The following is a 25,220-nucleotide window of genomic DNA, read 5'->3' as shown; positions in this document are numbered from 1 at the left end:
TCGGCGATCTCACCGAAGAACCGATACATCAACCCCCGGTTGGTCCGCTGCTGGGTCTCGAGCCGCTCGGCCACCGCGACACGAAAGTCGGTGCCCACCAGATCCGACGAAGTCTCCCGCAACACCACGTGCGCGGCGTCGATCGCGTCCAGCGCGGCGCTAATCCGCTCGCGTGCCGCGTCCGCGCTGAGGAATCCCACACCCCAAATCTATCGAACAAATGTGCTAATCAGGCCGGCCGAACACCAATCTGTGGATAAAACCGCAACTGTGGATAAAGCTAGGGCCAATGCTCGGACCTTCAAAACGAATTCTCGGCGTACCGCTCGTGGTCGCCGCGGTCACGATGTGCCCGCCGGCGTCGGCCGCCGGTGACTGGGAATGCAGCATTGTCCTGCCGGTGGCCGACCGGCTCGAGAAGGTCCTCGACCTCGTAAGCCCTTCCGGGACACCGCCTTACGTGGCGGGCCAGATCAGAAACGCCCTGTCGCCACTGAACGGCTTGCGCGGTCCCGCCGCGGTCGACCTGCGGCTTCGATCGGACATGCTGGCGGCGCAGATCGACGCCAGCGACCCCTATCGACCGGCGAGCCCGGAGCTACTCGCCGGCGATCTCGTCCAGGCGCGACAGCAGCTGGCGGCCTCCCGCGCGGCGTGCGCCCCTTGAAACGTTATTGCTGTCCGCGGCGCCAGCGCCGGATGTCAAGTCGCTCGGCGCCCGGCCAGATGGCCATGGCGGCCGGCGACGCGCAGAACGTTTCCTCCGCCTGGCGCAGGCTCATGTCGACCGCGTGGAGGCCGTCTTCCTGGTGGGCGCGGCAGATGACGGTCAGGACCCGGTGGGTGTCGGGGTCGACCTGCTCGGCCTCGATGGTCAACACGACGACCAGCGTGTAGCCGGCTCCCGTGGGCAGATAGAAGGTCAGGTCTCGGCTGTCCAGCGCCCCGGCGTTGGTCACCAGGTAGCCGTCGCCGCTGGGATACGCGGCCTGCGCGACCATCTGGGTGCGTTCGAAATGCAGCCGGTCGCCCGGCGCCCGCCACACCGTGAATCGGGTATTCGGGCTGCCGTTGAACGGGTGTCGCGCGATCGGGATGATCAGCTCGTCGCGCCCGTCGCCGTCGATGTCCTCCAACCCGACGCCGCCCGGGCTGGACGGCTCCAACAGCTCGTCGATCGTCTGCACCACCTCGCCCGACGCGTCGGTGACGACGATCTTGACCGCGCGGGGCCCGGGCAGCTCGGGCACGGTCCAGTAGGTGACCGCGAAATCCAGCGCGCCGGAATGCATTCGGCAGTCCGTGTGCGGCGACTCCGCGCTCGGCGCGATGACCGCGGCCGTCTGCGGGCACGAAGGCAACGACGTGTCGGCGGACGCGATCGGGCACAAGGTGCCCGTGGTCGCCATCGTCACGATCGCGCCCAGCAGGGCCAGCCGCCGCACGGGTGCGCGCCTACCGTTTCGGTGCCGGCTTGGCCGGAGCCGGACTGGGCGCAGGAGCGGGAGCGGCCGGGGGAGGCGGCTCGGGCGCCGGGAGCTGCTGCTCGATCGGCGGGCGGGCGCCGGCCTTGGGGCCGATGTCGGCGACCTGCCAGGCATTGCCCACCCTGTTCACCGTGACCTGCAGCAGGATGATCGAAACCTTCGGCGTCGGGTTTTGCAGATTGCGGGTGGTCTGATGGGCCGACACCACCACCTGGTAGACCCCACCGGGCTGGGCCACCGGGTCCGTGGCCAGCACCTCGCCGGTGGAGGTGACCTGCGCCTGCAGCATGATGCTCTTCAGCAAGTCGGAGGCGTTGACGTATTTGTCCTTAAGTTGTTGCGACACACCGTCTTCGACCGAACGGAAGAAGGCGTCCGGGTCTTCGAAGCTGTACGTCAGCGACTTCAGCGCATACTCCTTGGCCAGCTGTGCCGCGGCGTCGCGGTCGGCCTGCTGCTGACGGAGCTGCGCGAGCTGGCCGGTGACCTGGTGGTATTTGATGAACCCGAACACCCCACCGGCGAGCACCGCCGCCGAGACAACGGCCGCCCCCCATCGCCTCGAGATCTTCGGCCGGAACCTTGAAAATCGGCGGGGCGGCGCGTCGGCCTCGTCGGCCTCGACGGCCTCGTTGGCCTCGACGGTGTCTTCTGCGCCGTCCTCGGGCGCCGTGGGCTCGGTGTCGTCCACGGTTTCATCTTTGTCGACAGTTGAGTTGGTCATGCCCGTTCTTTCTTGATCATTGGTGCCATGCCGGGACGTTCAGTTGAACCCGCATGCCGCCGGTGTCGTTGAAGGTCGATTCCCAGAAGTCGAGCCAATGCCCGGCGTCGACCTTGACGTCGTGCAGCGGTGCGAGCGCGGGTTCCAGCACGGTGGCGAAGGTGCTCAGCGGACCGGCCAGCATGTCGATGTACTGGCTCATCTTGCCCACGAGAATGCCCGCCGGGTCGTCCGGGCCCACCACGCCGACGCCGGTGTGCGAAAGGGTTTCGAATTCGTGGACCATCCGCAGGAATGCCGGTACCGAACGCGGCAGCAGTTTTCCAGTCTCGCTGATCACCTCGCCGGCGTTGATGTCACCTAGGTTGGTGGTCATCGTCGAGACGTTCTCGAACAGGGTGGCCATCAACTGCTTGTCGTCGTGGATCACCTTGGCCGTCAACCCCGCCGTGGTGGCAAGGGAATCGAGGGTGGCGTCGTTGCCGGCGAACGCGGCGGCGACGTTGCTGATGATGGTGCGTACCTGGTCGAGGTTGAGTGCCGAGACCAGGGCATTCACCTTGGTGAGCAAGTCGGCGCCGGTAACCATCGGCGCGACGCGGTCCGGCGGGATCACCGCGCCGTCGGCGAAGTACGGCGGCGCAATGAGTTTCGGTTTGAAGTCGATGTACTGCTCGCCGGCGGCGGAGAGGTTTTCCACGCTGATCGGGCTGTCGGCGGGCACCGGGTGTTCGCGGTCGAGGTCGATCGAGACCGCCAGCCCGGTCGCGGTGGTCTGGATGCCGGTCACCCGACCGACCTTGATGCCGCGCATCGTCACTTCCGATGTGGGCATCAGGCCGCCGGAAGTGTTGAGCAGCAAGGTGAGTCGGGTGACCTGTTTTGTCGGCCCGATGTCGAGCACGCCGATCGACATGTAGGCCGCGCCGAGCAGCGTCATCACCGCCAGGATGGCCAGCGTGACGCCGGCATTGAACTTCATGGCAGCATTCCCATCGTCTGCATCGCCGAGACGGCCGCATCAGCCTTGTCGGCGGGATCGACGCCCTCGTGGCCGGTGGGTGGATGAAGTTCGGAGACAATGTATTTCGGGCCGCCGTTGCGGAAAAATCCGAGAAGCTTGTAGTGCAGGAACGCGATCAGCTTGTCGGCCAGCACCGGAATGGTGGTGTCGAGGGTCGCCACGGTTCCGACCAATGGCGTGATGTAGGAGAGCATTTGCATCATGTCCCCGGCGACCGGGTTGAGGATCTGCCCGCCGAGGTCGCCGATTTCTCTGGAGTCCCCGACGACGTTCAGGATGGCCAGGGTGATCGCCGACAGCCCTTGGAGCTTGGGCGGGCCTTCGGTGACGAGCCGGTTGAACACCGTGGTGTTGGCGGCCACGTTGGTGGTGATGTTGTCCATGCTGGACAGGATTCCGTCGATGGTGTCCTGGTTGGCCGCCAGGTCGTTGAGCACGCCGGCGACGGTCTGCTGGGCCCGCGTCAGCTCAGCGGGATCCTGGGGGAACGCGTGGTTGAGGTTCACCACGGTGCTTTGCAGCGTGCCGATCGCGCCGCCGGCCACCAGGTTTGACACTGAGCGCAACACGTCTTCGACGTTGTCGGCCGGCGCGGTGTTGCGCAACGGAATCGTGTCGCCGTCGCGCAACGGCGCCACCGACCGGTCCCCGGATCGATCCCCAGCCCGGTCCTCCGGCGGCAGCAGCGCGATGTAGATGTCCCCGAGCGGGGTGGCCTGGCGCAGTTCGGCACGGGTGTTGGCGGGAAGCCTGCTGTCGCCGGCGATATCGACGTAGGCGACCGCCGTGGTGCCGTCGAGCTGGACGTGGTCGAGCACACCGATTTGGATCCCGCCGAAGTCCACCTTGGCGCGGGCGGGCAGGTTGAGCACGCTGGAGAACTGGATCTTGACCCGGTAGGAGTCCTCGGGGCTGTAGGCGCCCGGGACCGGCAGCCGCGTCGGATCCAGCGAACATGCCGCGGTCAGGCCGATCGTCAGCAGGGCCACCAGAACGCGCATCGATCGTCTGCTCATGACAGCGCGGCCCCCAGGATGAGATCGGTCAGGCCGAGGGTGACCGGATCCGATGCGGTGCCGGACGCGCACGCCGCCGCGGCACCGGGGACATTGCGTTTCCGCAGCCCTTCGCAGATGGCGCCGGCCTGCGACGGCGAAATCGCCACCTGCGGCGGGATATACGTGACGTTGTGGGTTCCCCACGCCGGCTCGTAGATGTCGCTGATCCAGTGGCTGAACTGCGGCCACGAGTTGATCATCGCGAGGATGGCCGGGGTGTGCCGGTTCAGCATGTCCCGCAGCCAAGTGATCGCCTTGTCCAGCTTCTGATAGAGCCGCGGCCCCCACCGGTCCAGCGCCTCGACGAGGATTGGCAGCAGGTGCGACATGTGGCTCAGGGCCGCGCCGAAGTTGTCCGAGAGGCCCTCGATCAATTCGGTGGTGGTCGGCAGCATCCGGACGAACGAGGCGAAGCTGTCCCAGTTCTTGAGAAAGTCGGAGGTGAGGATCTCGCTGTTCTCGAACAGCTGCCGGTAGTCGGCGTCGGCCTTATACGGGTCGGCCAGCATCGCGACCAGGTTGCCGAGCGTCTGGTTGAGGCCGGGGCCGGTGCCGTCCAGCGAGCGGCTGAACGCCCGCAGGCTGTCGTTGATGGCCTGCACACCCGGCGACTTCGACGGGTCCTGGCCGGGTTGGGGACCCATGATGGTGTCGGCGAGCTTGCCTACGGCGGAGAAGGTTTCGCTGACGCTGATCGGCGTTTTGGTGGACTTCAGCTTGATGCAGCCCGGGCCGGTGAATTTCGGGCCCCCGGTGTAGGGCTTGGTCAGTTCGATATGGCGGTCGGTGACAATCGATTGCGAGTAGGTGACCAGACCGACGTCGGCCGGCAGGTCGAGGTCGGTGGGGACGGTGAAGTCGACCTCGACGTGGTTGGCCTTATTGACTATCGCGGTCGTCGAGCCGACCTCGATACCCAGCAGCGCCACCTTGTTGCCCGGGTACAGCCCTACCGCGTCGGTGAATTCGGCGCACATCGCCCGGCTGTGGCCCGGCGCGAGGAGCTTGGCGCCGATGACCACCGCCGCCGCGACCGCCGCGACGACGGCCAGCACCGTGGCGATTCCCAGTGGGGACCGCAGCCGCGAGCCGAGCGCCGAAATCCGGGCCACCTCAACAGTTCCTCATGATGTTGGGTAGGCACAGATCCTGCCCGGGCACCAGCCGGTTGTGTTTGTCGAAGACGACACCGTTCCCGCTGAGCATCGGGCCCACGATGTTGAGGGTCTGACCCAGGTTCTCGAGCGCCTCGCCGATGCGCTCGGGGTGGGCGCCCAGCGTTTCGCTGATGTCGTCGAGCCCGTTGACGACCGGCGCGACCTCCCGGCCCCAAAACACCGTGATGCGGTCCATGATGCGAGCCAATTCGGATAACAGGCCGAAGAATTCGATGATGTCGACCGACCTCGAGGTGTAGGCCTGGCCGAGGATGTCGAGCTGCTCGAACAGCGTGATGAGCTGCTTACGCTCGGCGACGGTGGCGCGCAGGCCGTTGTTGACGAAGTCCAGGCCGCGATGGAAGTCGGCCGTCGTCTTGCTCAACGACGCGGTCAGCGCGTTGGCCGACCGGAGCAGGTCGCGCACCGCGTCGGGATACCTGTTGGCGGCGTTGGCCACCTCGGTGAAGGTGTCGTGGATGACTTGGCCGTCGACTTGCTTGATCAGGGGCGTCGCCGCCTGGATGATGTCGTTGGCCTCGAACGGCAGCGTGACGCGTTGCGGCGGAATCACCTTGCGGCCCAGCGGCAAACCGCCCTTCGGGTCGAGCGCCACATAGTGGCCGCCCAACGGGGTCAGCAGCTTGATGTCCAGGGTGGATTCCGAACCGACCACCACCGATTGCTCGATGTCGAACTTCATCTCCACGACGGCGCCGGCGAGCCGGACGCCGGTCACCTTCCCGACCGGGATGCCCGCGATCCGAACCTGGTCGCCGGCGCGCACGCCGCCGGAGTTGGGCAGGTGTGCGGTATAGCCGGTCTGGCCGGTGGGATTCAGGTATGCCATCGCGGTCGCGGCCAACGCCGCAACGATGACGACGACACCGACGATGCCGTTGCGGCGATTGCGGACGGCGGCGCCACGCTCGTCGAGCACGGGGCGCCGCCGTCCCGTCCTTTTGTCGCCGAACACCATTACCGGCACACCACCAAGTTCTGTTGCGCGAACGACACCTGACCGATCCCGGGCAGCGTCACTTCGCCGTGCGAGCAGTTAAACGTTGGCGTGGCTGGCTTTTCGTCGGCCAGCCAGTCCCGCATGCCCTGGATCAGCGACGGCGCCAGCGACAGGCCCGCGATGATCGTCGCGGTCTGCGGCCACATCCGGCTGAACAGGTCGTACAGCGGGACCGTCGTCCCGTCGAAGATGCGCTCGAAGTACTGCAGGAAATGGGTGGTGTTGCGCAGGACGGGCAGACCGGCTTCCATCGCCTGACTGAACTCCTCGCCCTTGGAGGCGAACTTCGTCACCACGTCGTTGAGCGTGGCGATGAGGTGGAATAGTTGCTGCGATTTGCCGCCCAGGTCGGCCGAGATCGCGCTGAGGTTGCGCAGCACGCCGGCGATGACCGCCTGCCGGTCCACGGCCAGCTTGGAAATGACGTCGAGGTCATGCAGGAACGGGCCGATGCCGTTTTCGTCGCCCTGGATCAGCCGCAGCAGGTTCTCGCCCAACTGGTTGAACTGGGCGGGGTCGAGGGTTTGGAAGATCGGCCGAAACCCGTTGAACAGCTTGGCCACATCGAACGACGGGATCGTCTGCGCCAGCGCGATGGTCCCGCCCGCCGGCAGCCGTTGCTCCGGCTTGGCCGGCTGGACGAGTTCGACGTAGCGCTGACCGAGCAGGGTTTGATAGCGCACCGCGGCGACGGTGTTGGCGAACACCGGGTGATCGTTTTGCGCGGTGAAATCGACCTTGGCGATCCGCCCGTCGAGCCGGATGGTTTCCACCTTGCCCACCTGCACACCGGAAATGCGGACGTCGTCGCCGACGTAGAGCCCCGACACGTCGGAGAACGCGGCGGTGTAGCGGGAGACCGCCCCGGTGACCGGGGAACGCAAGGCGGTCAACACGATCAGCGTGCACACCACCGCGACCGCGGTGAAGATGGTCAGCCACACCACCGATTTGGTGACACTTCTCATCGGCCACCCCGCTGCGGCGGCGCTGGGGGTCGGGAGGGCAGGGCCGCCGCCAGTCCCGGCATCGTGTCGAGGGTGACCTCGATCTGCATGCGGACCTTGCCGTCGATGATGGGAAACGCCGCGCTGGTGCGGTCCAGCAGACCCGAGAGCCGGTCATAGACCGGCGCCATGCTGCCCTGCATGTACGAGAGCGGCAGCAAGACGTCGGTCGTCGCGCGCATGAACGGGGCGAGCCACGTGACGTTCTTGACGATCATCTTGTCGCTGGTGAAGAGCAGCTTTGCGGTCTGGTCCAGGATCACGTTCATGCGGTCGACCCCGTCGGGGTGCGCCAGGAATTCCATCCCGTTGAGCAGGTCGTAGGCCAGGCCGATGAGGGGGATGGAGTCGCTGGCGCCGTTGACCACCGAGGCGAACACCGAAAGCGATTGCGAGAACGGCACTCTCTGGGAGTCGACGAGCATCTTGACCAGATCGAAGTACGACCGGGTGACCGGCTCGGTCAGGTCGGCGTGCCGGCGCACCACCTCGATGATGTGGTCGACATCGGGAGAGTCCGCGATCCGGCCGAGTTTTTGGCCCTGACGCAGCAGCCCGGTGATGGAGGCCGACCGCGCGTTGGCGCCGATCAACAGCGTCTGGTTCGGCCGCAGCCGGGGGCCGGCGCCGCTGCTGACCAGTTCGACCGCCGCGAGGCCAAAAGTGTTCGACGACATGAAATTCGCCGTCGTGTCAGCGGCCAGTGCCCTCGCTTGCCGCGGCTCGAGTTCCACCGTGATCTTTTGCCTGTTGTATCCGACCGATTGCAGCGTCTTCACCGATCCGATCGTCAGGCCGCGGAACTTGACCTCCGCGCCCGGCGTCAGGCCCTCACCGATCGAATCGGCCACCACCGTCAGCGTGAACGTGTCGGCGTAGCCGCCGGTGCCCAGCTGATACAGCACGATGCCCGCGATCGCCAGCGCTATGGCGGATATCAGTCCACGGATCCTCAACGAGCGCGAGCTGGGCGCCCGCGCTCCCTGGTCCGAACCCGGCAGTGTCGCCATGGGCTATCCCGATATCCGAATGCCGGGGCTGTTGCCCCAGAACAACAGCGTCAGCACCATGTCCGCGGCGACCACGGTGACGATGCTGGCCCGGATGGCCCGGCCCGAGGCCCGCCCGACACCTTCGGGACCCCCGCTGGCGTAGTAGCCCTGATAGCAGTGGATGGCGATGATCAGCGTTACGAAGATGGCGGCCTTGAGCACCGAGAACACCACGTCGCTCGGCTGGATGAATGAGTCGAAGTAGTGGTAATAGGTGCCCGACGACTGCCCGTGCAGCACGTTGACCACCATCGCGCACGACGCGTAGCTCAACGCGAGCGTCACCACGTACAGCGGGACGATCGTGATCATGCCCGCGATCACCCGGGTGGTGACCACGAACGGGACCGACTGAATGCCGAGCGCTTCCAGCGCGTCGATCTCCTCCGAGATCCGCATGGCGCCGATCTCCGCCGTCATGCGGCACCCGGCCTGGGCCGCGAAGCCGATCCCCGCGATCATCGGCGCCATCTCGCGCGTGTTGGCGTAGGCGGAGACGAAGCCGGTCAGCGGGCCCATCCCGACCATGTCGAGGGCCCCGTACCCTTCGACCCCGACCGAACCGCCGACCGCTGCGCCCATGAACACCAGCACGCCGATGGTGCCGCCTCCGACGATGAGCGACCCGTTTCCCCAGATCATGTCGACCAGCAGGACGCCGGTCTGGTGCCGGTAGCGCTTCAGCGTGTGCGGTATCGCGCCGAGCACCTGGGCGCCGAAGGTGACCTGGTGGCCGAGGCGCTGGACGAGCGAATCGCCCCGGTGCGCGAACCATCGCGGGACCCGCAGCGGCGGGGGTACGTATCGAGCCGGCTCAGTCATCGGCGGCCGTCAGCCCACTCGCAGCGGCATCGACATCGACAGCCCCTGCGTGATCACCAGGTTGATAACGAACACGGAGACGATGCCGATGACCACGGAGGCGTTGACCGCGTCGGCCACACCGCGTGCGCCGCCCTTGGTCTCCAGCCCACGCTGGCAGGCCACCAGGATCACGATCACGCCGAACAGCCAGGTCTTGAGGACTGCCACCACGACGTCGTTGACGCTGGCGAAGGACGCGAACGACGCGATGTAGCTCCCCGGGGTGCCGGACTGGAAGCCGACGTTGATCGCGTAGCCCGCCGCCAGCCCCATGAAGATGATGAACGAGCACAGCACCGGCGCCACGATGACGATCGCGGCCAGCCGGGGGGTGACCAGCCGCTGCACCGGGTTGATGCCCATCACGCGCAGCGCGTCGACCTCCTCGCGAATAGTGCGGGCGCCAAGATCGGTGGCCACCGCCGAACCGGCCGCGCCGCCCAACAGCAGCGCGGCGACGACCGGAGCGCCCTGCCGGATCACCCCGAGGCCGCCGGCCGCGCCCGACACCGACGAGGCGCCGACCTGCTGGACGAAGTTGCCCACCTGCACCGCCACGATGACCCCGAACGGGATGGACACCAGCAACGCGGGTATCGCGGTGACGCTGATGATGAACCAGGCCTGGTTGATCGTGTCCCGCCAGGGGTGGCGCAACCGGATCAAATCCGTGAGCAGGTACCTGAAGGATTGGGCGGCCAGGTCGAAGAAGCGGCCCAGCGTCTGCATCGAGGAATCGAGCTGGCGCAGGACGTATCGGAAGGGTTTGCCCAGTGCCGTGACGGTCCGCCGGCCCGTCGGCGCCGCGACGGCGGCCTCCGGGACCGCCCGGCCGTCTTCCGGTTGGTCAGGCGTCTCCACCGCCTGACTGGGGGCAGGCCCGCCGTTTGTGATGGTGCCGGCGTCGGCGTCGATACAGGCGACTGCGTCGCCTTCGGTCTCAGTCGGTGGTTCAGCCGCTGTCGCGTTGTATACGGCGGTCAACGGCGGATCCCTCCTTAATCGCTGCCACGGGTTCTCAGCCAATCAAAGATTGGGGGCTTGGTCGACGTGCGTCCAATAGTCGCACCGAGTACGCGGGTTGTACCGGCGGTAGCAAGAGTGTGACGTACGCCACAGTCCGTTGAAGTTGCACACCGTGAGCGGCGGCGGTTCTGGCCTGTGGACAAAGCCGCAACCGCGGTCGGGGGCGCGCGTCGGCGCCGGCGTCGTTCCTGGCGGGATGGCCGCTTGACGTGCCAGTATGAACCAAGACAGAGCCGCAACCGCGTATGCAACCGGTCGGGTGGTGCCCCTTGCCCGTTATGAAGCCCGGTTTTGACAAGCCGACGGGGCGGGTGGTCGCCCTGATCGCCCTGTTGTTCTTTGCCGCCGCCGCGCTGCGCGGGTACTTCCCGGCCCAAGGCCATGCGGCTCATAGCGAGCCGGGTGGCGGCCGGGCGGCCCTGCTTTTCGTCATCGCGGCCCTGAGCGGGGCGCTCGCGCTGCTGGCGATCGCGGTCATCGCGCGGCTGCGGGATCCGCGCGCGCCGGCGCCCGCTCAGGCGGACCTGTCCGACCTGCTCGGCACCGGCAAGGGCCGGCCGAGCTGGCGCGTGCTGCTGATCGGACTGGTGCTGATCGTGGCCTGGCTGCTGATCGTGACCCTGCTGGTCCGCTACCTGGTGCCGCACCACGCCAATCCGTCGGCCCCCACCCAAGTCCCCGCCGCACGGACATCGAGCCCCCCCAGCGGCTCGGCGAACCAGCCGCGCCCGGGCAATACTTCGGGGGACATGTTCGGTGTTCTGCTTGCCGGCACGATCCCGATGATGCTGGTGATCGTCGCCGGGACGCTGATCATGGCGCGGCGGCGGTGGCGGGCGCCCAGGCCGGTCCTGGCGGCCGCCGATCGCATCCAATCGCCGGCACCGGAGCCGCCGTCGGAGTCGCTGGCCCGCGCGGCCGAAGTCGGGCTGGCCGAGATCGGGGACCTCAACCGCGAACCCCGTGAGGCGATCATCGCGTGCTACGCGGCGATGGAACGCGAGCTCGCCCGCGTGCCCGGCGCCGCTCCGCAGGACTTCGACACGCCGACCGAGGTACTGGTTCGGGCCGTCGAACACCATGCACTGCACGCCGAGAACGCGGAGCGGCTGGTCAACCTGTTCGAAGAGGCGCGGTTTTCCCCGCACGTGATGAACGAGGGGGATCGCGAGGTGGCGGTCGACGTGCTGCGCCTGGTCCTGGCCGAGTTGCGGAGCCCCGTATGAAAAGGCTTATCGTGCTTGGTGTTTGCCTCGTCGTGGGGATCGAGCTGCTGGCGTTGACGCTGCACGGCCGCCGCTTCCTGTTGGCCGCCTCCGGTATCGGCCTGGCCCTGGTGCTGCTCAACGTTCGCCGTTACGTGGGGCGCGGCAACGAACCGGCGGCCGAGCCGGACTACGACGAGCTGGGGGATTCGTTGCGCCGCTGGCTTTCCACCACCGAGACGACGATCCGGCGGTCGGACTCCACCCGGGCGGACTGGGACCGGCATCTGCGGCCCATGCTCGCCCGGCGCTACGAAATGACCACGGGGCACAAGCAATCCAAGGACCCCGCGACGTATCACGCCAGCGGCCGAATGCTTTTCGGCCCGGAACTGTGGGAATGGGTCAATCCGAACAACGTCACGCGCACCGGCGACCGCGAACCCGGGCCCGGCCGCGGGGTGCTGGAGGAGATTCTGCGAAAGTTGGAGCAAATATGACGCTGCCGGTCGCGACCACCACCGCACGCTGCGAGGCTGTCCTCGACGAAATCGAACGGGTGGTGGTGGGGAAGCGCTCGGCGCTGGCGCTCATCCTGACCGCGGTGCTCGCGCGCGGCCACGTCCTCATCGAGGACCTGCCCGGCCTCGGCAAGACGCTGATCGCGCGGTCCTTCGCCGCCGCGCTGGGGCTTCGATTCACCCGGGTGCAGTTCACCCCGGACCTGCTGCCCGCGGACCTGCTCGGCTCGACGATCTACGACATGCAGTCCGGCAACTTCGCGTTCCGGTCTGGACCGATCTTCACCAACCTGTTGCTCGCCGACGAGATCAACCGCACGCCGCCGAAGACCCAGGCGGCCCTGCTCGAGGCGATGGCCGAAGGCCAGGTGAGCATCGACGGCGAAACCCACAAGCTGCCAACGCCGTTCATCGTCCTGGCGACCGACAACCCGATCGAGTACGAGGGCACATATCCGTTGCCCGAGGCGCAGCTGGACCGGTTCGCGATCCGGCTCGAGCTGCGATACCTTTCCGAGCGCGACGAGACCTCGATGCTGCGCCGCCGCCTCGAACGCGGCTCGGCGGAGCCGACGGTCAACCAAGTGGTGGACGGGCACGACCTGCTGGCGATGCGCGAATCGGTCGAGCAGGTGACCGTGCACGAGGACGTCCTGCACTATGTGGTGTCGCTGGCCACCGCCACCCGGCACCACCCGCAGGTCGCCGTCGGCGCCAGCCCGCGCGCCGAACTCGACCTGGTTCAACTCGCCCGCGCGCGGGCGTTGTTGCTCGGCCGCGACTATGTGATCCCCGAAGACGTCAAGGCGCTCGCGGTCGCGGCCGTCGCACATCGCATCACCCTGCGGCCGGAGATGTGGGTCCGCAAGATCCAGGGGGCCGACGTGGTCGGGGAATTGCTGCGACGCTTGCCGGTGCCCCGAACGAGCGGGGGACACGGTTGACCCCGATGGGCACCGAAGTCGAGTTCCGTTGGCGCGCATCGCCATTGACCCTCTCAATCGCGACCTGCGCCGGGGTTGCGCTGGCCGCCGCGGTGATCGGCGCGCGCTGGCAGCTGCTCGCGTTCGCCGCGCCGCTGCTGGGTGTGCTGTGTTCGATCAGCTGGCAACCCGCGGTGCCGAAGATCCGCGTGCACGGAGCACCCGATTCGCAGCGATGCTTTGAAAACGAACAGGCGCGGGTGCGCGTCTGGCTTACCCAGGAGGGCGATTCCGGGCCCGCGGCGGTGGAGCTGACCGTGCCGCCCGTCGCGGGCATGCAGCTCGAAGCGCTCGACGACGATTCCCGGCACGCGAAAACCATTGCGGCAACGGCGCAGCGCTGGGGCCGCTACCCCGTGCGGGCCCGGGTCGAGGTGCTGGCGCGGGGCGGGTTGCTGACGGGAACGGGCACCGTCGACGCCGCCGACGTGATCGTGTTCCCACTGACGCCCCCGCAGTCGACACCGATCCCGCAGATCGAGTTGCTCGACCGGCTGGGTGCCCACCTGACCCGCCACATCGGCCCGGGTGTCGAGTACGCCGACATCCGCCCCTACGTGCCCGGCGACCAGCTGCGGGCGGTGAACTGGCCGGTGAGCGCGCGCCGGCGCCAGCTGCACGTGACCCAGCGATTGACCGACCGCGCTGCCGACGTCGTGGTGCTGATCGACACGTATCGCCAACCCGCGGGCCCGGCAACCGAAGCCACCGAACGAGTCGTGCGCGGCGCCGCGCAGGTGGTGCAGACCGCGCTGCGGCACGGCGATCGCGCAGGGATCGTCGCCCTGGGCGGCAACCGCCCGCGCTGGCTGGGCGCCGACATCGGACAGCGCCAGTTCTACCGGGTGCTCGACACCGTCCTCGGCGCCGGCGACCGATTCGAAAACACCACCGGCACACTGGCGCCGCGCGCCGCGGTTCCCGTGGGCGCGATCGTCATCGCGTTCTCCACGTTGCTCGACACGGAATTCGCGCTGGCCCTGATCGACCTGCGCAAACGGGGCCACGTCGTGATCGCCGTCGACATCCTCGACAGCTCGCCCTTCGAAAGCCAGCAGGATCCGCTGATCGACCGGATGTGGGCGCTGCAGCGCTCGGCCATGTATCGCGACATGGCGACCGTCGGCGTCGACATCGTGGCGTGGCGGGGGGACAGCACTTTGGATCAGTCGATGGCCGTCCTGCCCGACCGGCGCCATCGCGTCCGGGGACGGCTGCGGGCATGAGCTCGATCGCGCGTCCCGCAACACTGGGCATCTCAACGGTTTTCGGCGCACTCATGGTGGGGCTGGCCGCGTTCGGCTCGCACGGGCCGGCGGTCGTCGCGGGCGTGGCGGCCGCCGTCGCGGTGGGTGTTTCCGTGGTTTTCCGGCCGGCGGCGACGGTCGCCGTGCTGCTGTCGGTGACGACCATCCTGGCGTCGGACCCCTCGCTCGTCTTCGCCGCCTGGTCCGGGCTGTGCGCGGTCGCCTATCTGGTGTGCCGGCACGCGGTCGGGACGGCCGCCGGCGGCGTCATGTGGAGCTGGCCGACCGCCGTTGCGGCCGTGGGCTTTATGTTCGCGGGCCTGGTTGCGACGGCCTTCCCGCTGCAGCTGCCGTGGTTGCCGCTGGCCGCGCCGGTCGGGGTGCTGGCGATCTACGTGCTGGCCACCCGCCCGTTCGTGAGCTGACGCGGGAGATTTCTAGTGCAGCAGCTGGGCCGCCTGGTCGGCCAGATCCAGCAGCTGTTGCGGGAAGATCCCCAAAAGCACTGTGACGGCGGCGCATACCGCGATCGCGATCTTGCTCAGGATGCCGGGCTCCACCACGTGCGGGGTTTCGTCGGTCGCTTCGGTGAAGAACATCGACACGATGACGCGCACGTAGAAGTACGCGGCTACACCGCTGGCGACGACGCCGATGATGACCAGTGGCACGGCGCCGCCCTGGGCGGCGGCCTTGAACACCGCGAGCTTGCTGACGAATCCGCTCGTCAACGGAATGCCGGCGAAGGCCAACAGGAACATCGAAAACATCACGCCCACAATGGGAGAGCGCTGCCCGAGCCCGGCCCAGTGTGAGATCTTCGCGTCTTCGACGCCGTCGGCGTTGCGGATCAGGCTCACGATGGCGAACGCGCCCACGGTGCTGAAGCTGTAGGCGACCAGATAGAACAGCGTGGCGGACAGGCCGGCGGTGTTGTCGGCGATCACGCCGGTGAGGATGAAGCCCACGTGCGCGACCGAAGAATAGGCCAGCATCCGCTTGACGTCGGTCTGGTTCACCGCCGTCACGGTGCCCACGGCCATGGTCAGGATCGCAATCGCCCACAGCACCGGGCGCCACTCGTGGTGCAGCGGGGGCAGCGCGACGTAGACCACGCGCAACAGCGCGCCGAACGCCGCCACCTTGGTGGCCGCCGCCATGAATCCCGTGATCGGGGTGGGCGCGCCCTGGTAGACGTCGGGAATCCAGGAGTGGAACGGGACGGCGCCCACCTTGAACAGCAGGCCGACCGACAGCAGCGCGACGCCGATCAGCGCCATCGAGCTATCGCCATGGGCGGCAAGGGCATCCCGGATCCCGGGCAGCAGCAGCGTGCCCGTCGCGCCGTAGAGCAGCGCGACGCCGTAGAGGAAGAACGCCGAGGAGAACGCGCCCAGCAGGAAGTACTTCATCGACGCTTCCTGGGACAGCAGGCGGCGATGCCGGGCCAGCCCGCACATCAGGTACAGAGGCAGCGACAAGACTTCCAGCGCGACGAACATCGTCAACAGGTCGTTGGACGCGGGGAACACCATCATGCCGCCGACCGACAGCATCACCAGCGGGAAAAGCTCAGTCTGCGCGGCCCCGGCCCGCTCCGCCTCGCGCTCGGCCTCACCGCTGGGAACCGCGGATGCCTGCGGCGTAAAGGAATCCAGCCCGGCCGAGCGCGCCTGCGCGGCGCCCACCCGCGCGGCGACCTTGCTCTCCGCCTTGGCTTGGGTCCGCTCGCCGATGAAGATGACCGCCAGCACCGCGACCAGCAGCACCGTGCCCTGCAGGTACAGCGTCGGCCGATCGATGGCCACCGCGCCCAGCACGGCGGTGCGACCGGACGCGGGAATCGACTCGGCGACTTCCACGTCCGCGAAAAGCGCCGCGATCAGGCCGCCGAGGGCCAGCGTCATCTGCGCGGCGTAGCGAATCCGCCTGGGCAGGAAGGCCTCGACGAGGATGCCGACGACCGCGACGGAAAAGACGATGAGCATCGGGCAGAGCAGGAAGTACTCGACGCTGGGGGTGGGCAGGGTCATCGGTGCGGTCCTTCGGCAGTCCGGGGCGGCACGCTCGGCGCTGGGTCATGTTGGCCGATGGTGGTCATGGTGTTCTCGACGGCGGGGTTGATGATGTCGAGCACCGGCTTGGGATAGACGCCCAGCACGAACAGCAGCGCGAGCAACGGTGCCACGACGACCAATTCGCGCGCCCGCAGGTCGGTGATCCGGTCGCTACCCTCGGCCACCGGTCCTGTCATCATCCGCTGGTAGAGCCACAGCATGTAGATGGCCGCGAGCACCAGGGCGGTTACCCCGAAGGCGCCGGCCAGCCAGTACCGGTTGAAAGTGCCTAGCAGGACAAGGAATTCGCTGACGAACGGCGCCAGCCCCGGCAGCGACAGGGTGGCCATGGCCGAGACGAGGAACGTGCCGGCCAGGATCGGTGCGACCTTCTGGACGCCGCCGTAGTCGGCGATCGCCCGGCTGCCGCGTCGCGTCACCAGGAATCCCGCGATCAGGAAAACCGCGGCGGTGGAGATTCCGTGGTTGAGCATGTAGAGCGTCGACCCGCTCTGCCCCTGGCTGGTCATGACGAAGATGCCGGCGATGATGAACCCGAAGTGCGAGATCGACGTGTAGGCGATCAGGCGCATCATGTCGGTCTGGCCGATCGCCACGATTGCGCCGTAGATCACGCCGATGATCGCAAGCGTCACGATCGCCGGACGGAAATACGTTGAGGCGTCGGGGAACAGCTGCAGGCAGTAGCGCAGCATGCCGAAGGTGCCGACCTTGTCCATCACGGCCGTAATCAGCACCGCCGTCGCCGGGGTGGCCTCGACGCAGGCGTCGGGCAGCCAGCGGTGCAGCGGCCACAGCGGCGCCTTGATCGCGAACGCGAACATGAAGCCCAGGAACAGCGCCTTGAACACCGCCGGATCGGCGCCGTAGCGGCCCGACGCGACGCCGGCCACGATGTCACGGAAGTCGAAGGTGCCCGAGCCGTGCTGCGCGGTGACCACGTACAGCCCGATGACCGCCGCCAGCATGATCAGGCCGCCGAACAGGTTGTACAGCAAGAACTTCACCGCCGCGCGCGACCGGCCGGAACCCTGCCCGAAGCCGCCGATCAGGAAGTACATCGGCACCAGCATGGCCTCGAAGAAGACGTAGAACAGCAGTACGTCCAGCGCGACCACCGAGATCAGCACCATCGCCTCGATGGCCAGCGTGAGCGCGACGTAGGCGTGCACGCTACGGGTATTCGCCGGGGTGCCCTTGTTGCCGTCGTTCCACCCGGCCACCTGCAGCAGCGGGATCAGCACCGCGGTCAGCAGCACCAGCACCACCGCGATGCCGTCCACGCCGAGCGAGTAGCCGGCGCCGAACGCCGGTATCCACCGGTGGCTTTCGACGTACTGATAGGTGGGGCCCCCGGCCTTGAAGCCGACGGTGATGACGATTGCCACCGCCAGCGTCAGCACCCCGACGACCAGGCCGGTCCACTTGGCGAGCTGCCGCAGCCCCGGGGGCAGCAGGATGATCAGCAGGGAGCCCGCCAGCGGCAGCAGCCACAGGACGCTCAGCCACGGTACGTCGTTAAGAAAACTTCCGCTCACCACACCCTCACCGCCAGGATCAGTGCGGCCACCAGCACGGCGCCCGCGAGCATCGACAATGCGTAGTTGCGGGCGAAGCCGGTTTGGAAGCGCCGCAGGCCGTTTGACGTCCGGCTCACGAGCGCGGCCAGGGCGTTGACCGAGCCGTCGACGCCGGCGTTGTCGACCTCGACCAATGCCTCGGTCAGCTGCGCGCCGGGGCGCATGAACACCTCCTCGTTGAGCGCGTCGCCGTAGAGGTCGGCGCGCGCGGCGGTCGTGAGCGCCGAGACCCGCACGGGGGCGACCCGCGGGATGGGCGCGGTGGCGTACATCCGGTAGGCAACCGCGATTCCGACGGCGACCACGCCCAACGCTAGGGCGGTGCTGACCCAGACGGGAATGGCGTGGGTCACTTCCTCGTGGGTCCCGACGACCGGCTCGAGCCAGTGCTGCATGGTGCCCCGCCAGGCCAGCAGGCCGCCGGAGAACACCGAACCGACGGCGAGCAGGATCATCGGCCACGCCATCACGGCGGGCGCCTCGTGCGGGTGGGCGCCTGGGGCCCAACGCTTTTCACCGAAGAAGGTCATCAGCATGACCCGGGTCATGTAGAACGCGGTGACGCCGGCGCCCAGCAGCGCGGCCCCGCCCAGCACGTAACCGCGGGTGCCGCCGGTGGCCAGCGCCGCCTCGATGATGGCGTCCTTGGAGAAGAAGCCCGCGAACGGCGGCACGCCGATGATCGCCAGGTATCCCAGCCCGAATGTGGCGAACGTGACCGGCAGGGCCTTGCGCAGGCCGCCGTAGCGGCGCATGTTCTGCTCCTCGTGCATCGCGTGGATGATCGACCCGGACCCGAGGAACAAGCCGGCCTTGAAGAAGCCGTGGGTGAGCAGGTGCATGATCGCGAAGGCGTAGCCGGCCGGGCCGAGGCCGGCGGCCAGCACCATGTAGCCGATCTGGCTCATCGTCGACGCCGCCAGGGCGCGCTTGATGTCGTCCTTGGCGCAGCCGATGAACGCCCCGAACAGCAGGGTGACGGCGCCGACGATGACCACGCCCAATTGCGCTCCGGGCGAGAGGTTGTAGAGCGGATTGGACCGCACGATCAGGTACACGCCGGCGGTCACCATGGTGGCCGCGTGGATCAGGGCGGACACCGGCGTCGGGCCTTCCATCGCGTCGCCGAGCCACGCCTGCAGCGGAACCTGCGCGGACTTGGCGCAGGCGCCCAGCAGCAACAGCAACCCCATCGCGGTTACCGCGCCGCTCGAAGCCGAAGGCGCGCCCGCGAACACCCCGGCGTACGACAGGGTGCCGAAGGTGCCGAACATCAAGAACATTCCCACCGCCAGCCCGGCGTCACCGACCCGGTTCATGACGAACGCCTTCTTGGCCGCGGTGGCGGCCGACGGCTTGTGATACCAGAAACCGATGAGCAGGTAGGAGGCCAGGCCGACGCCCTCCCAGCCGACGTAGAGCACCAGGTAGTTGTCGGCGACCACCAGCAGCAGCATCGAGGCCAGGAACAGGTTGAGGTAGCCGAAAAACCTTCGGCGATCGGGGTCTTCGGCCATGTATCCGACCGAGTAGATGTGGATCAGCGATCCCACCCCGGTGATCAGCAGCACGAAGCACATCGACAGCTGGTCGATCTGCAGCCCGAGGTCTACCTGGAGTTGCCCGACGGGGATCCAGGTGAACAGCTTCTGGTGGATGGTGCGGTCGGCCTCGCCGCGGCCGAGCATGTCGGCGAGCAGCGTCGCGCCGACCCCGAACGCCGCAAGCGCGGTGGCGCAACCCAGCAGGTGGCCCCACGCGTCGGTGAGCCTGCCCCCGAACAACAAGATCGCGGCACCCGCCAACGGCAGCGCCACCAGCAGCCAGGTGTAGTCAGTCATCTCGGCGTTCTTTTAGCCTTTGAGTAGGTTCGCGTCGTCGACGGAAGCGGATTTGCGGGCACGGAAAATCGTCATGATGATGGCCAGGCCGACGACGACCTCGCACGCGGCCACCACCATCGTGAAGAACGCGATCATCTGTCCGTCGAGGTGGCCGTGCATTCGCGCGAACGTGACGAACGCCAGGTTGACGGCGTTGAGCATCAGTTCCACGCACATGAACATCACGATGGCGTTGCGGCGCAACAGCACCCCCGAAGCCCCGATGGTGAACAGCAGCGCCGAAAGGTAAAGGTAGTTGGCCGGATTCACGACGCACCGCCCTTGACGGCTTCGGTGGAGCGCGTCGCTGCGACGTCTCCGCCGTCGGCGCCGCGGATCCGCAGGATGGGGGACACCGACAACTCCGAGTACGAGCCGTCGGGCAGCAGCGCGGCGACGTCGACCGCGTTCTGGCGCGCGTAGACGCCCGGGTTGGGCAGCGGGGTGGGGCGCCCGCCGGCCCGGAAGCGTTCTTCGGAAAGCTCCCGCTGGGTCTTGCGCCGCTCGAAACGTTCCCGGTGCGCCAGCACCATCGCGCCGACCGCCGCGGTGATCAGCAGGGCGCTGGTCAGCTCGAAGGCCCACAGGTAACGCGAAAAGATCAGCGCGGCCAGGCCTTCCACGTTGCCGGCGGAATTGGCGGTGGTGAGCCCGAGAAACCCTCCGGTCGCCACGTTGCCCATGCCGGCCAGCAGCAGGATCCCGAACCCGAGGCCGGTCACCACCGCGGCCACGCGCTGGCCGCGCAGCGTCTCCTTCAGCGATTCCGCGGAGTCGACGCCGATAAGCATCAGGACGAACAGGAACAGCATCATCACGGCACCGGTGTAGACGACCACCTGAACGACACCCAAGAACAGCGCGTCCTGGATCATGTAGAACACCGCCAGGATGATCATGGTCATCGCCAGGAACATCGCCGAGTACACGGCGTTGACGGCGAGCACCACCCCGAGCGCGCCGATCAGCGCCACCGCGCCGAGCACCCAGAACGTGACCGCCTCGCCGGTGGAGGTGCGAACGATGGTCTCCGAGGCGAGCGGGGTTGAGGCGAGCACAGCGATCATCGGGTGTCTCCCGCGTTCTCGCGCTCCCGCAATCCCTCGGCGGTTACGTTGCCCTGGTAGTAGTCCTTGTCGGTGGCGCCGGGCGCCCTCGGGTGCGGCGGCGCGGTCATGTCGGGGAGGAGGGGGGCGAGCAGCCGGTCCTTCTCGTAGATCAGGTCGGCGCGGTTGTCGTCGGCCATCTCGTAGTCGTTGGTCATGGTCAGCGCCCTGGTCGGGCAGGCCTCGATGCACAGGCCGCAGCCGATGCAGCGCAGATAGTTGATCTGGTAGACCCGGCCGTAGCGTTCCCCGGGTGAATACCTCAGCTCCTCGGTGTTGTCGGCGCCTTCGACGTAGATCGCGTCGGCGGGACACGCCCAGGCGCACAGCTCGCACCCGATGCACTTCTCCAGCCCGTCGGGATACCGGTTGAGTTGGTGGCGCCCGTGGTAGCGCGGTGCCACCGGGCCCGGCTTCTCTGGATACTCCTCGGTGACGGTCTTTTTGAACATCGACGCAAAGGTCACGCCGAATCCTGCTACGGCGTCGAAGAATTTAGGCACGTGCTTTCTCCTTGCTCGCGCCGACCTTCTGCGCCGGCAGCGGCGGTGTTGGGAAGGCCGGCTCGGTGGCCTGGGCGGCTGGGATTTCCCCGCCCTCGCGGCGCAGCTCGCGTTCCATCGCGCGAATGGTCGGCGTGCTGAACGGTTTTCGCAACAGCAGCACCAGCACCGCGGCGAAGACCAAACTGCTGACCACCAGGATCGGCGTCCAATGCGCGTAGCCCTGGTTGCGCGCGGTGCGGATCACCGCGGCGATCAACACCCACACCAACGAGGCCGGGATCAGCAGCTTCCAGCCCAGCGCCATGAACTGGTCGTAGCGCAGCCGCGGCAGGCTGGCCCGCAGCCAGAAGTAGATGAACAGGAAGGTCCACATCTTGGCGGTGAACCAGAGCACCGGCCACCAGCCGGTGTTGGCGCCCGCCCACATGTTCAGCGGCCAAGGCGCATGCCAGCCGCCGAAGAACATGGCGGTGGCGAGCGACGAGACCGTCATCATGTTGACGTACTCGGCCAGCATGAACATCGCGAACTTCAGCGACGAGTACTCAGTGTGGAATCCCGCGACCAGCTCACCCTCGGCCTCGGGCAAATCGAATGGCGCCCTGTTGGTTTCACCGACCATCGAGATGAGGTAGATCACGAAGGACGGCAAAAGCAGGAAGACATACCACACCCGGTCCTGTGCGCCGACGATCTGCGACGTCGACATGGAGCCGGCGTAGAGGAACACCGCCGCGAACGACAACCCCATCGCCACCTCGTAGGAGATGACCTGCGCGGTGGAGCGCACCCCACCCAGCAGCGGGTAGGTGGACCCGGACGCCCAGCCGCCCAACACGATGCCGTACACCCCGATCGCCGACAGACCCAGGATGAACAGCACCGCGACCGGAAGATCGGTCAGCTGCAACGGCGTTCGATGGCCGAACACGCTCACCACCGGACCAAAGGGGATGAACGCGAACGCGGTGAACGCCGGAATCGTCGAAATGACCGGCGCCGCAAAGTACACGAACTTGTCGATGCCGCCGGGCGAAATGCTCTCCTTCAGCGCCAACTTGATCCCGTCGGCCAGGCTCTGCAGCGCGCCCCATGGCCCCGCCCGGTTGGGGCCGGGCCGCAGCTGCATCCAGCCGAGGATCTTGCGTTCGAGCAGGATCGCGACCAGCACGTTGAGCATGAGGAAGACGAAGATGGCCAGCGCCTTGCCGAGCACCAACCACCAGGGATCGTGTCCGAAGGCGGACAAGGGGACGGTCATGTTCCCGCTCCGATCGTGACGATGCTGCCCAGGGTTACGCCCAATTTCCGGTGCACCGCCGAACCCGGCGAGTTCAGCGGAAGCCACACCACCCGGTCGGGCATGTCGGTGATGGCCAGCGGCAGCATGATCGAGCCGCGCGGCGTGCTGACCGTGACGTTGTCACCGTCGGCGGCGCCGATCTCGGCGGCGGTCTCGGCCGACAGCCGGACGACGGGCTTGCGCGCGGTGCCCGCCAAATGCGGTTCGCCGTCCTGCATTCGGCCCTCGTCGAGCAGCAACCGCCATCCGGCCAGCACCGCCTGTCCTTGCTCGGGGGTGGCCGGTTCCGGCGCCGCGACCTGCGGGTCGGCGGCGTGTCCGCCGTCCCAGGTGCCGAGGGCGGCGAGTTCCTCGCGGGCCGACTCGACGGTGCCGGTGTTCAGGTAGATCCCCATCTCGTCGGCCAGCGTGTCGAGCACCTTGTGGTCGGACTGGCCGGCCTCCCCGGAGGTGCCGCGCATCGCGGGCGCGAACGCCCGGTAGCGGCCCTCCCAGTTGACGAAGGCGCCGGACTTCTGCGTCGTCGGCGCGATCGGGAACACCACGTCGGCGCGCTCGGTGACGGGGCTGTGCCGCAGCTCGAGGCTGACGACGAAGCCGGCGGCGTCCAGCGCGGCCAGCACCGCCTCCGGGTCGGCGAAGTCGTTGGGTTCGATGCCGCCGACCAGCAGCGCCCCCAGGGACCCATCGGTGGCGGCGGCCAGGATGCCGTCGGCGTCCCGCCCAGGCGCGGAAGGCAATTCGTCGACGTTCCACGCCGCGGCGACCTGGGCGCGGGCGGAGTCGTCGGCGACCGGGCGGCCGCCCGGCAGCAGCGTCGGGAGCGCGCCGGCTTCCAGCGCGCCGCGCTCGCCGGCGCGGCGCGGCACCCACGCCAGCCGGGCGCCGGTGGCGTCGGCCAGGCGCGCCGCGGCGGACAGTCCGCCGGGGACGGTGGCCAGGCGCTCGCCGACCATGATGACCGCGCCCGGTTTCGCGAGCAGTTCACCGGCCTCGCCGGTGGCCAGCCCGTCCAGCGCGGCGGCTTCGGCGCCGGGAACGGTCTTGACCAACCGGCCCGACAGCTTCGTCAGCGCCCGGGTGGCGAACGGCGCGACCGCGTACACCGGCAACCCGTGCTTGCGGGCGGCCTTGCGCAGCCGCAGGAACACGATGGGCGACTCGTCCTCCGGCTCGAAGCCGACCAGCACCACCACGGGCGCCGACTCCAGGTCGGAGTAGCTCACGGTCACCGGCCGGCCCGCGACGCGGGCGGCCAGGAAGTCGGCCTCCTCCGCGGAGTGCGGGCGGGCGCGGAAGTCGATGTCGTTGGTGTCCAACGTGATTCGGGCGAACTTGCTGTACGCGTAGGCGTCTTCCCAGGTCACCCGGCCACCGACCAGCACGCCGGTGCGCCCGCGGGCGGCCTCGAGCCCCTCGGTCGCCGCCGCGATCGCGTGCGACCACGACACCGGCTGCAGCGTCCCGTCGGCGTCCCGCAGCAGGGGAGTGGTGATGACGTCCTGCTGGGTGGCATAGTTGAACGCCCACCGCCCCTTGTCGCAGTTCCACTCCTCGTTGACCTCGGGGTCGTCGCCGGCCAGCCGGCGCAGCACCTTGCCGCGGCGGTGGTCGGTGCGCTGCGCGCAGCCCGAGGCGCAGTGCTCGCAGACGCTCGGGCTGGAGACCAGGTCGAAGGGGCGGGCCCGGAAGCGGTACGCGGTCCCGGTGAGCGCGCCCACCGGGCAGATCTGCACCGAATTGCCCGAAAAGTACGAATCGAACGGCTCGTTGGCGTAGATGCCGACCTGCTGCAGGGCGCCGCGCTCCTGCATGTCGATGAAGGGGTCACCGGCGATCTGCTCGGAGAACCGCGTGCAGCGGGCGCACAGGATGCAGCGCTCGCGATCCAGCAGCACCTGCGACGAGATGTTGATCGGCTTGGCGAAGGTGCGCTTGACGTCGGTGAAGCGGGAATCGGCCCGCCCGTTGGACATTGCCTGGTTCTGCAGCGGGCATTCGCCGCCCTTGTCGCACATCGGGCAGTCCAGCGGGTGGTTGATCAACAGCAGTTCCATCACGCCGTGCTGGGCCTTGTCCGCGGCCTCGGAGGTCAGCTGGGTGCGCACCACCATGTCGTCGGTGCACACGATGGTGCACGACGCCATCGGCTTGCGTTGTCCCTCGACCTCGACCATGCACTGCCGGCACGCGCCGACCGGGTCCAGCAGCGGGTGGTCACAGAACCGCGGAATCTGGACGCCCATCAGCTCGGCCGCGCGGATCACCAGAGTTCCCTTGGGAACCGAGATCTGGTTGCCGTCGATGGTCAATGTCACCATGTCCGGCGGCGTCGCCTCGCCGTCACCGGTCTGGGTCTTGGCCGCACTAGTCATGAGCGCCGCTCCT

At 67.9% G+C, this 25,220-nt stretch carries 24 protein-coding genes and 1 pseudogene; 6 read left to right on the top strand and 19 right to left on the bottom strand.

Annotated features, from left to right (window positions below; all coding sequences use genetic code 11):
• Positions 1 to 200 (bottom strand): annotated as a pseudogene (locus AWB92_RS09830) (HNH nuclease); the annotation flags it as partial.
• Positions 201 to 289: 89 nt separating this feature from the next.
• Here AWB92_RS09830 and AWB92_RS09825 point away from each other — a divergent pair.
• Complete coding sequence (locus tag AWB92_RS09825; RefSeq protein ID WP_085185151.1) at positions 290 to 667, top strand: hypothetical protein; 378 nt, start codon at positions 290 to 292, stop codon at positions 665 to 667.
• Positions 668 to 671: 4 nt separating this feature from the next.
• Here the strand turns inward: AWB92_RS09825 and AWB92_RS09820 are convergent, their stop codons facing one another.
• From AWB92_RS09820 to AWB92_RS09775, 10 genes are read right to left on the bottom strand one after another with little or no spacing between them, the layout of a single operon-like run.
• Complete coding sequence (locus AWB92_RS09820; protein WP_085185150.1) at positions 672 to 1,445, bottom strand: hypothetical protein; 774 nt, start codon at positions 1,443 to 1,445, stop codon at positions 672 to 674.
• 10 nt (positions 1,446 to 1,455) lie between these two features.
• On the bottom strand, positions 1,456 to 2,211 hold the full coding sequence (locus tag AWB92_RS09815) for a hypothetical protein (RefSeq protein WP_085185149.1): 756 nt from the start codon (positions 2,209 to 2,211) through the stop codon (positions 1,456 to 1,458).
• Positions 2,212 to 2,227: 16 nt separating this feature from the next.
• Positions 2,228 to 3,193 carry an MlaD family protein gene (locus tag AWB92_RS09810; RefSeq protein ID WP_085185148.1) on the bottom strand — a complete coding sequence of 322 codons (966 nt, stop codon included), beginning with the start codon at positions 3,191 to 3,193 and terminating at the stop codon, positions 2,228 to 2,230.
• Positions 3,190 to 4,251, bottom strand: a complete 1,062-nt coding sequence (locus tag AWB92_RS09805) for an MlaD family protein (RefSeq protein ID WP_085185147.1) — start codon at positions 4,249 to 4,251, stop codon at positions 3,190 to 3,192. Before AWB92_RS09805 ends, AWB92_RS09810 begins: the two co-directional genes overlap by 4 nt.
• A complete protein-coding gene (locus AWB92_RS09800) occupies positions 4,248 to 5,405 on the bottom strand; it encodes an MlaD family protein (protein WP_085185146.1) in 1,158 nt (385 codons plus the stop codon). Before AWB92_RS09800 ends, AWB92_RS09805 begins: the two co-directional genes overlap by 4 nt.
• 1 nt (position 5,406) lies before the next feature.
• Entirely contained in the window at positions 5,407 to 6,429 is a 1,023-nt protein-coding gene (locus AWB92_RS09795) for an MlaD family protein (RefSeq protein WP_085185145.1), read from the bottom strand.
• A complete protein-coding gene (locus AWB92_RS09790) occupies positions 6,429 to 7,439 on the bottom strand; it encodes an MCE family protein (protein WP_068183469.1) in 1,011 nt (336 codons plus the stop codon). Before AWB92_RS09790 ends, AWB92_RS09795 begins: the two co-directional genes overlap by 1 nt.
• On the bottom strand, positions 7,436 to 8,488 hold the full coding sequence (locus AWB92_RS09785) for an MlaD family protein (RefSeq protein ID WP_085185144.1): 1,053 nt from the start codon (positions 8,486 to 8,488) through the stop codon (positions 7,436 to 7,438). The genes AWB92_RS09790 and AWB92_RS09785 overlap by 4 nt, the downstream gene beginning before the upstream one ends.
• A gap of 3 nt (positions 8,489 to 8,491) precedes the next feature.
• Positions 8,492 to 9,352, bottom strand: a complete 861-nt coding sequence (locus AWB92_RS09780; protein ID WP_085185143.1) for an ABC transporter permease — start codon at positions 9,350 to 9,352, stop codon at positions 8,492 to 8,494.
• A gap of 9 nt (positions 9,353 to 9,361) precedes the next feature.
• On the bottom strand, positions 9,362 to 10,123 hold the full coding sequence (locus AWB92_RS09775) for an ABC transporter permease (protein ID WP_241523413.1): 762 nt from the start codon (positions 10,121 to 10,123) through the stop codon (positions 9,362 to 9,364).
• Positions 10,124 to 10,689: 566 nt separating this feature from the next.
• Here AWB92_RS09775 and AWB92_RS09770 point away from each other — a divergent pair.
• The 5 genes from AWB92_RS09770 to AWB92_RS09750 are packed head-to-tail and all read left to right on the top strand — an operon-like array spanning position 10,690 to position 14,801.
• Complete coding sequence (locus tag AWB92_RS09770) at positions 10,690 to 11,646, top strand: DUF4129 domain-containing protein (RefSeq protein WP_173817388.1); 957 nt, start codon at positions 10,690 to 10,692, stop codon at positions 11,644 to 11,646.
• A complete protein-coding gene (locus AWB92_RS09765; RefSeq protein WP_085185141.1) occupies positions 11,643 to 12,125 on the top strand; it encodes a hypothetical protein in 483 nt (160 codons plus the stop codon). The genes AWB92_RS09770 and AWB92_RS09765 overlap by 4 nt, the downstream gene beginning before the upstream one ends.
• Positions 12,122 to 13,090, top strand: a complete 969-nt coding sequence (locus AWB92_RS09760) for a MoxR family ATPase (RefSeq protein WP_085185140.1) — start codon at positions 12,122 to 12,124, stop codon at positions 13,088 to 13,090. The genes AWB92_RS09765 and AWB92_RS09760 overlap by 4 nt, the downstream gene beginning before the upstream one ends.
• A 5-nt stretch (positions 13,091 to 13,095) precedes the next feature.
• Complete coding sequence (locus AWB92_RS09755; RefSeq protein ID WP_085185139.1) at positions 13,096 to 14,355, top strand: DUF58 domain-containing protein; 1,260 nt, start codon at positions 13,096 to 13,098, stop codon at positions 14,353 to 14,355.
• Positions 14,352 to 14,801: a hypothetical protein gene (locus AWB92_RS09750; RefSeq protein WP_085185138.1), complete on the top strand. Its 450-nt coding sequence runs from the start codon at positions 14,352 to 14,354 to the stop codon at positions 14,799 to 14,801. The genes AWB92_RS09755 and AWB92_RS09750 overlap by 4 nt, the downstream gene beginning before the upstream one ends.
• Before the next feature lie 12 nt (positions 14,802 to 14,813).
• Here the strand turns inward: AWB92_RS09750 and nuoN are convergent, their stop codons facing one another.
• From nuoN to AWB92_RS09710, 8 genes are read right to left on the bottom strand one after another with little or no spacing between them, the layout of a single operon-like run.
• Positions 14,814 to 16,409 carry an NADH-quinone oxidoreductase subunit NuoN gene (gene nuoN / locus AWB92_RS09745; protein WP_085185137.1) on the bottom strand — a complete coding sequence of 532 codons (1,596 nt, stop codon included), beginning with the start codon at positions 16,407 to 16,409 and terminating at the stop codon, positions 14,814 to 14,816.
• A complete protein-coding gene (locus AWB92_RS09740; protein ID WP_085185178.1) occupies positions 16,406 to 17,992 on the bottom strand; it encodes an NADH-quinone oxidoreductase subunit M in 1,587 nt (528 codons plus the stop codon). Before AWB92_RS09740 ends, nuoN begins: the two co-directional genes overlap by 4 nt.
• Positions 17,989 to 19,875 (bottom strand): NADH-quinone oxidoreductase subunit L, encoded by a 1,887-nt coding sequence (nuoL, locus tag AWB92_RS09735; RefSeq protein ID WP_085185136.1) that lies wholly within the window; start codon positions 19,873 to 19,875, stop codon positions 17,989 to 17,991. Before nuoL ends, AWB92_RS09740 begins: the two co-directional genes overlap by 4 nt.
• A gap of 12 nt (positions 19,876 to 19,887) precedes the next feature.
• Positions 19,888 to 20,187, bottom strand: a complete 300-nt coding sequence (gene nuoK, locus AWB92_RS09730) for an NADH-quinone oxidoreductase subunit NuoK (protein ID WP_007168303.1) — start codon at positions 20,185 to 20,187, stop codon at positions 19,888 to 19,890.
• On the bottom strand, positions 20,184 to 20,984 hold the full coding sequence (locus AWB92_RS09725) for an NADH-quinone oxidoreductase subunit J (RefSeq protein WP_085185135.1): 801 nt from the start codon (positions 20,982 to 20,984) through the stop codon (positions 20,184 to 20,186). The genes nuoK and AWB92_RS09725 overlap by 4 nt, the downstream gene beginning before the upstream one ends.
• A complete protein-coding gene (gene nuoI / locus AWB92_RS09720) occupies positions 20,981 to 21,526 on the bottom strand; it encodes an NADH-quinone oxidoreductase subunit NuoI (protein WP_085185134.1) in 546 nt (181 codons plus the stop codon). The genes AWB92_RS09725 and nuoI overlap by 4 nt, the downstream gene beginning before the upstream one ends.
• A complete protein-coding gene (gene nuoH, locus AWB92_RS09715) occupies positions 21,519 to 22,778 on the bottom strand; it encodes an NADH-quinone oxidoreductase subunit NuoH (RefSeq protein ID WP_173817392.1) in 1,260 nt (419 codons plus the stop codon). Before nuoH ends, nuoI begins: the two co-directional genes overlap by 8 nt.
• A gap of 8 nt (positions 22,779 to 22,786) precedes the next feature.
• Positions 22,787 to 25,207 carry an NADH-quinone oxidoreductase subunit G gene (locus AWB92_RS09710; protein WP_085185132.1) on the bottom strand — a complete coding sequence of 807 codons (2,421 nt, stop codon included), beginning with the start codon at positions 25,205 to 25,207 and terminating at the stop codon, positions 22,787 to 22,789.
• Between the last annotated feature and the right edge of the window lie 13 nt (positions 25,208 to 25,220).

It is taken from the genome of Mycobacterium sp. IEC1808 (assembly GCF_002101935.1).
Taxonomy (GTDB): Bacteria; Actinomycetota; Actinomycetes; order Mycobacteriales; family Mycobacteriaceae; genus Mycobacterium.
Note: the sequence above shows the minus strand (reverse complement) of the source record. Positions and strands in the feature narration are given on the sequence as shown.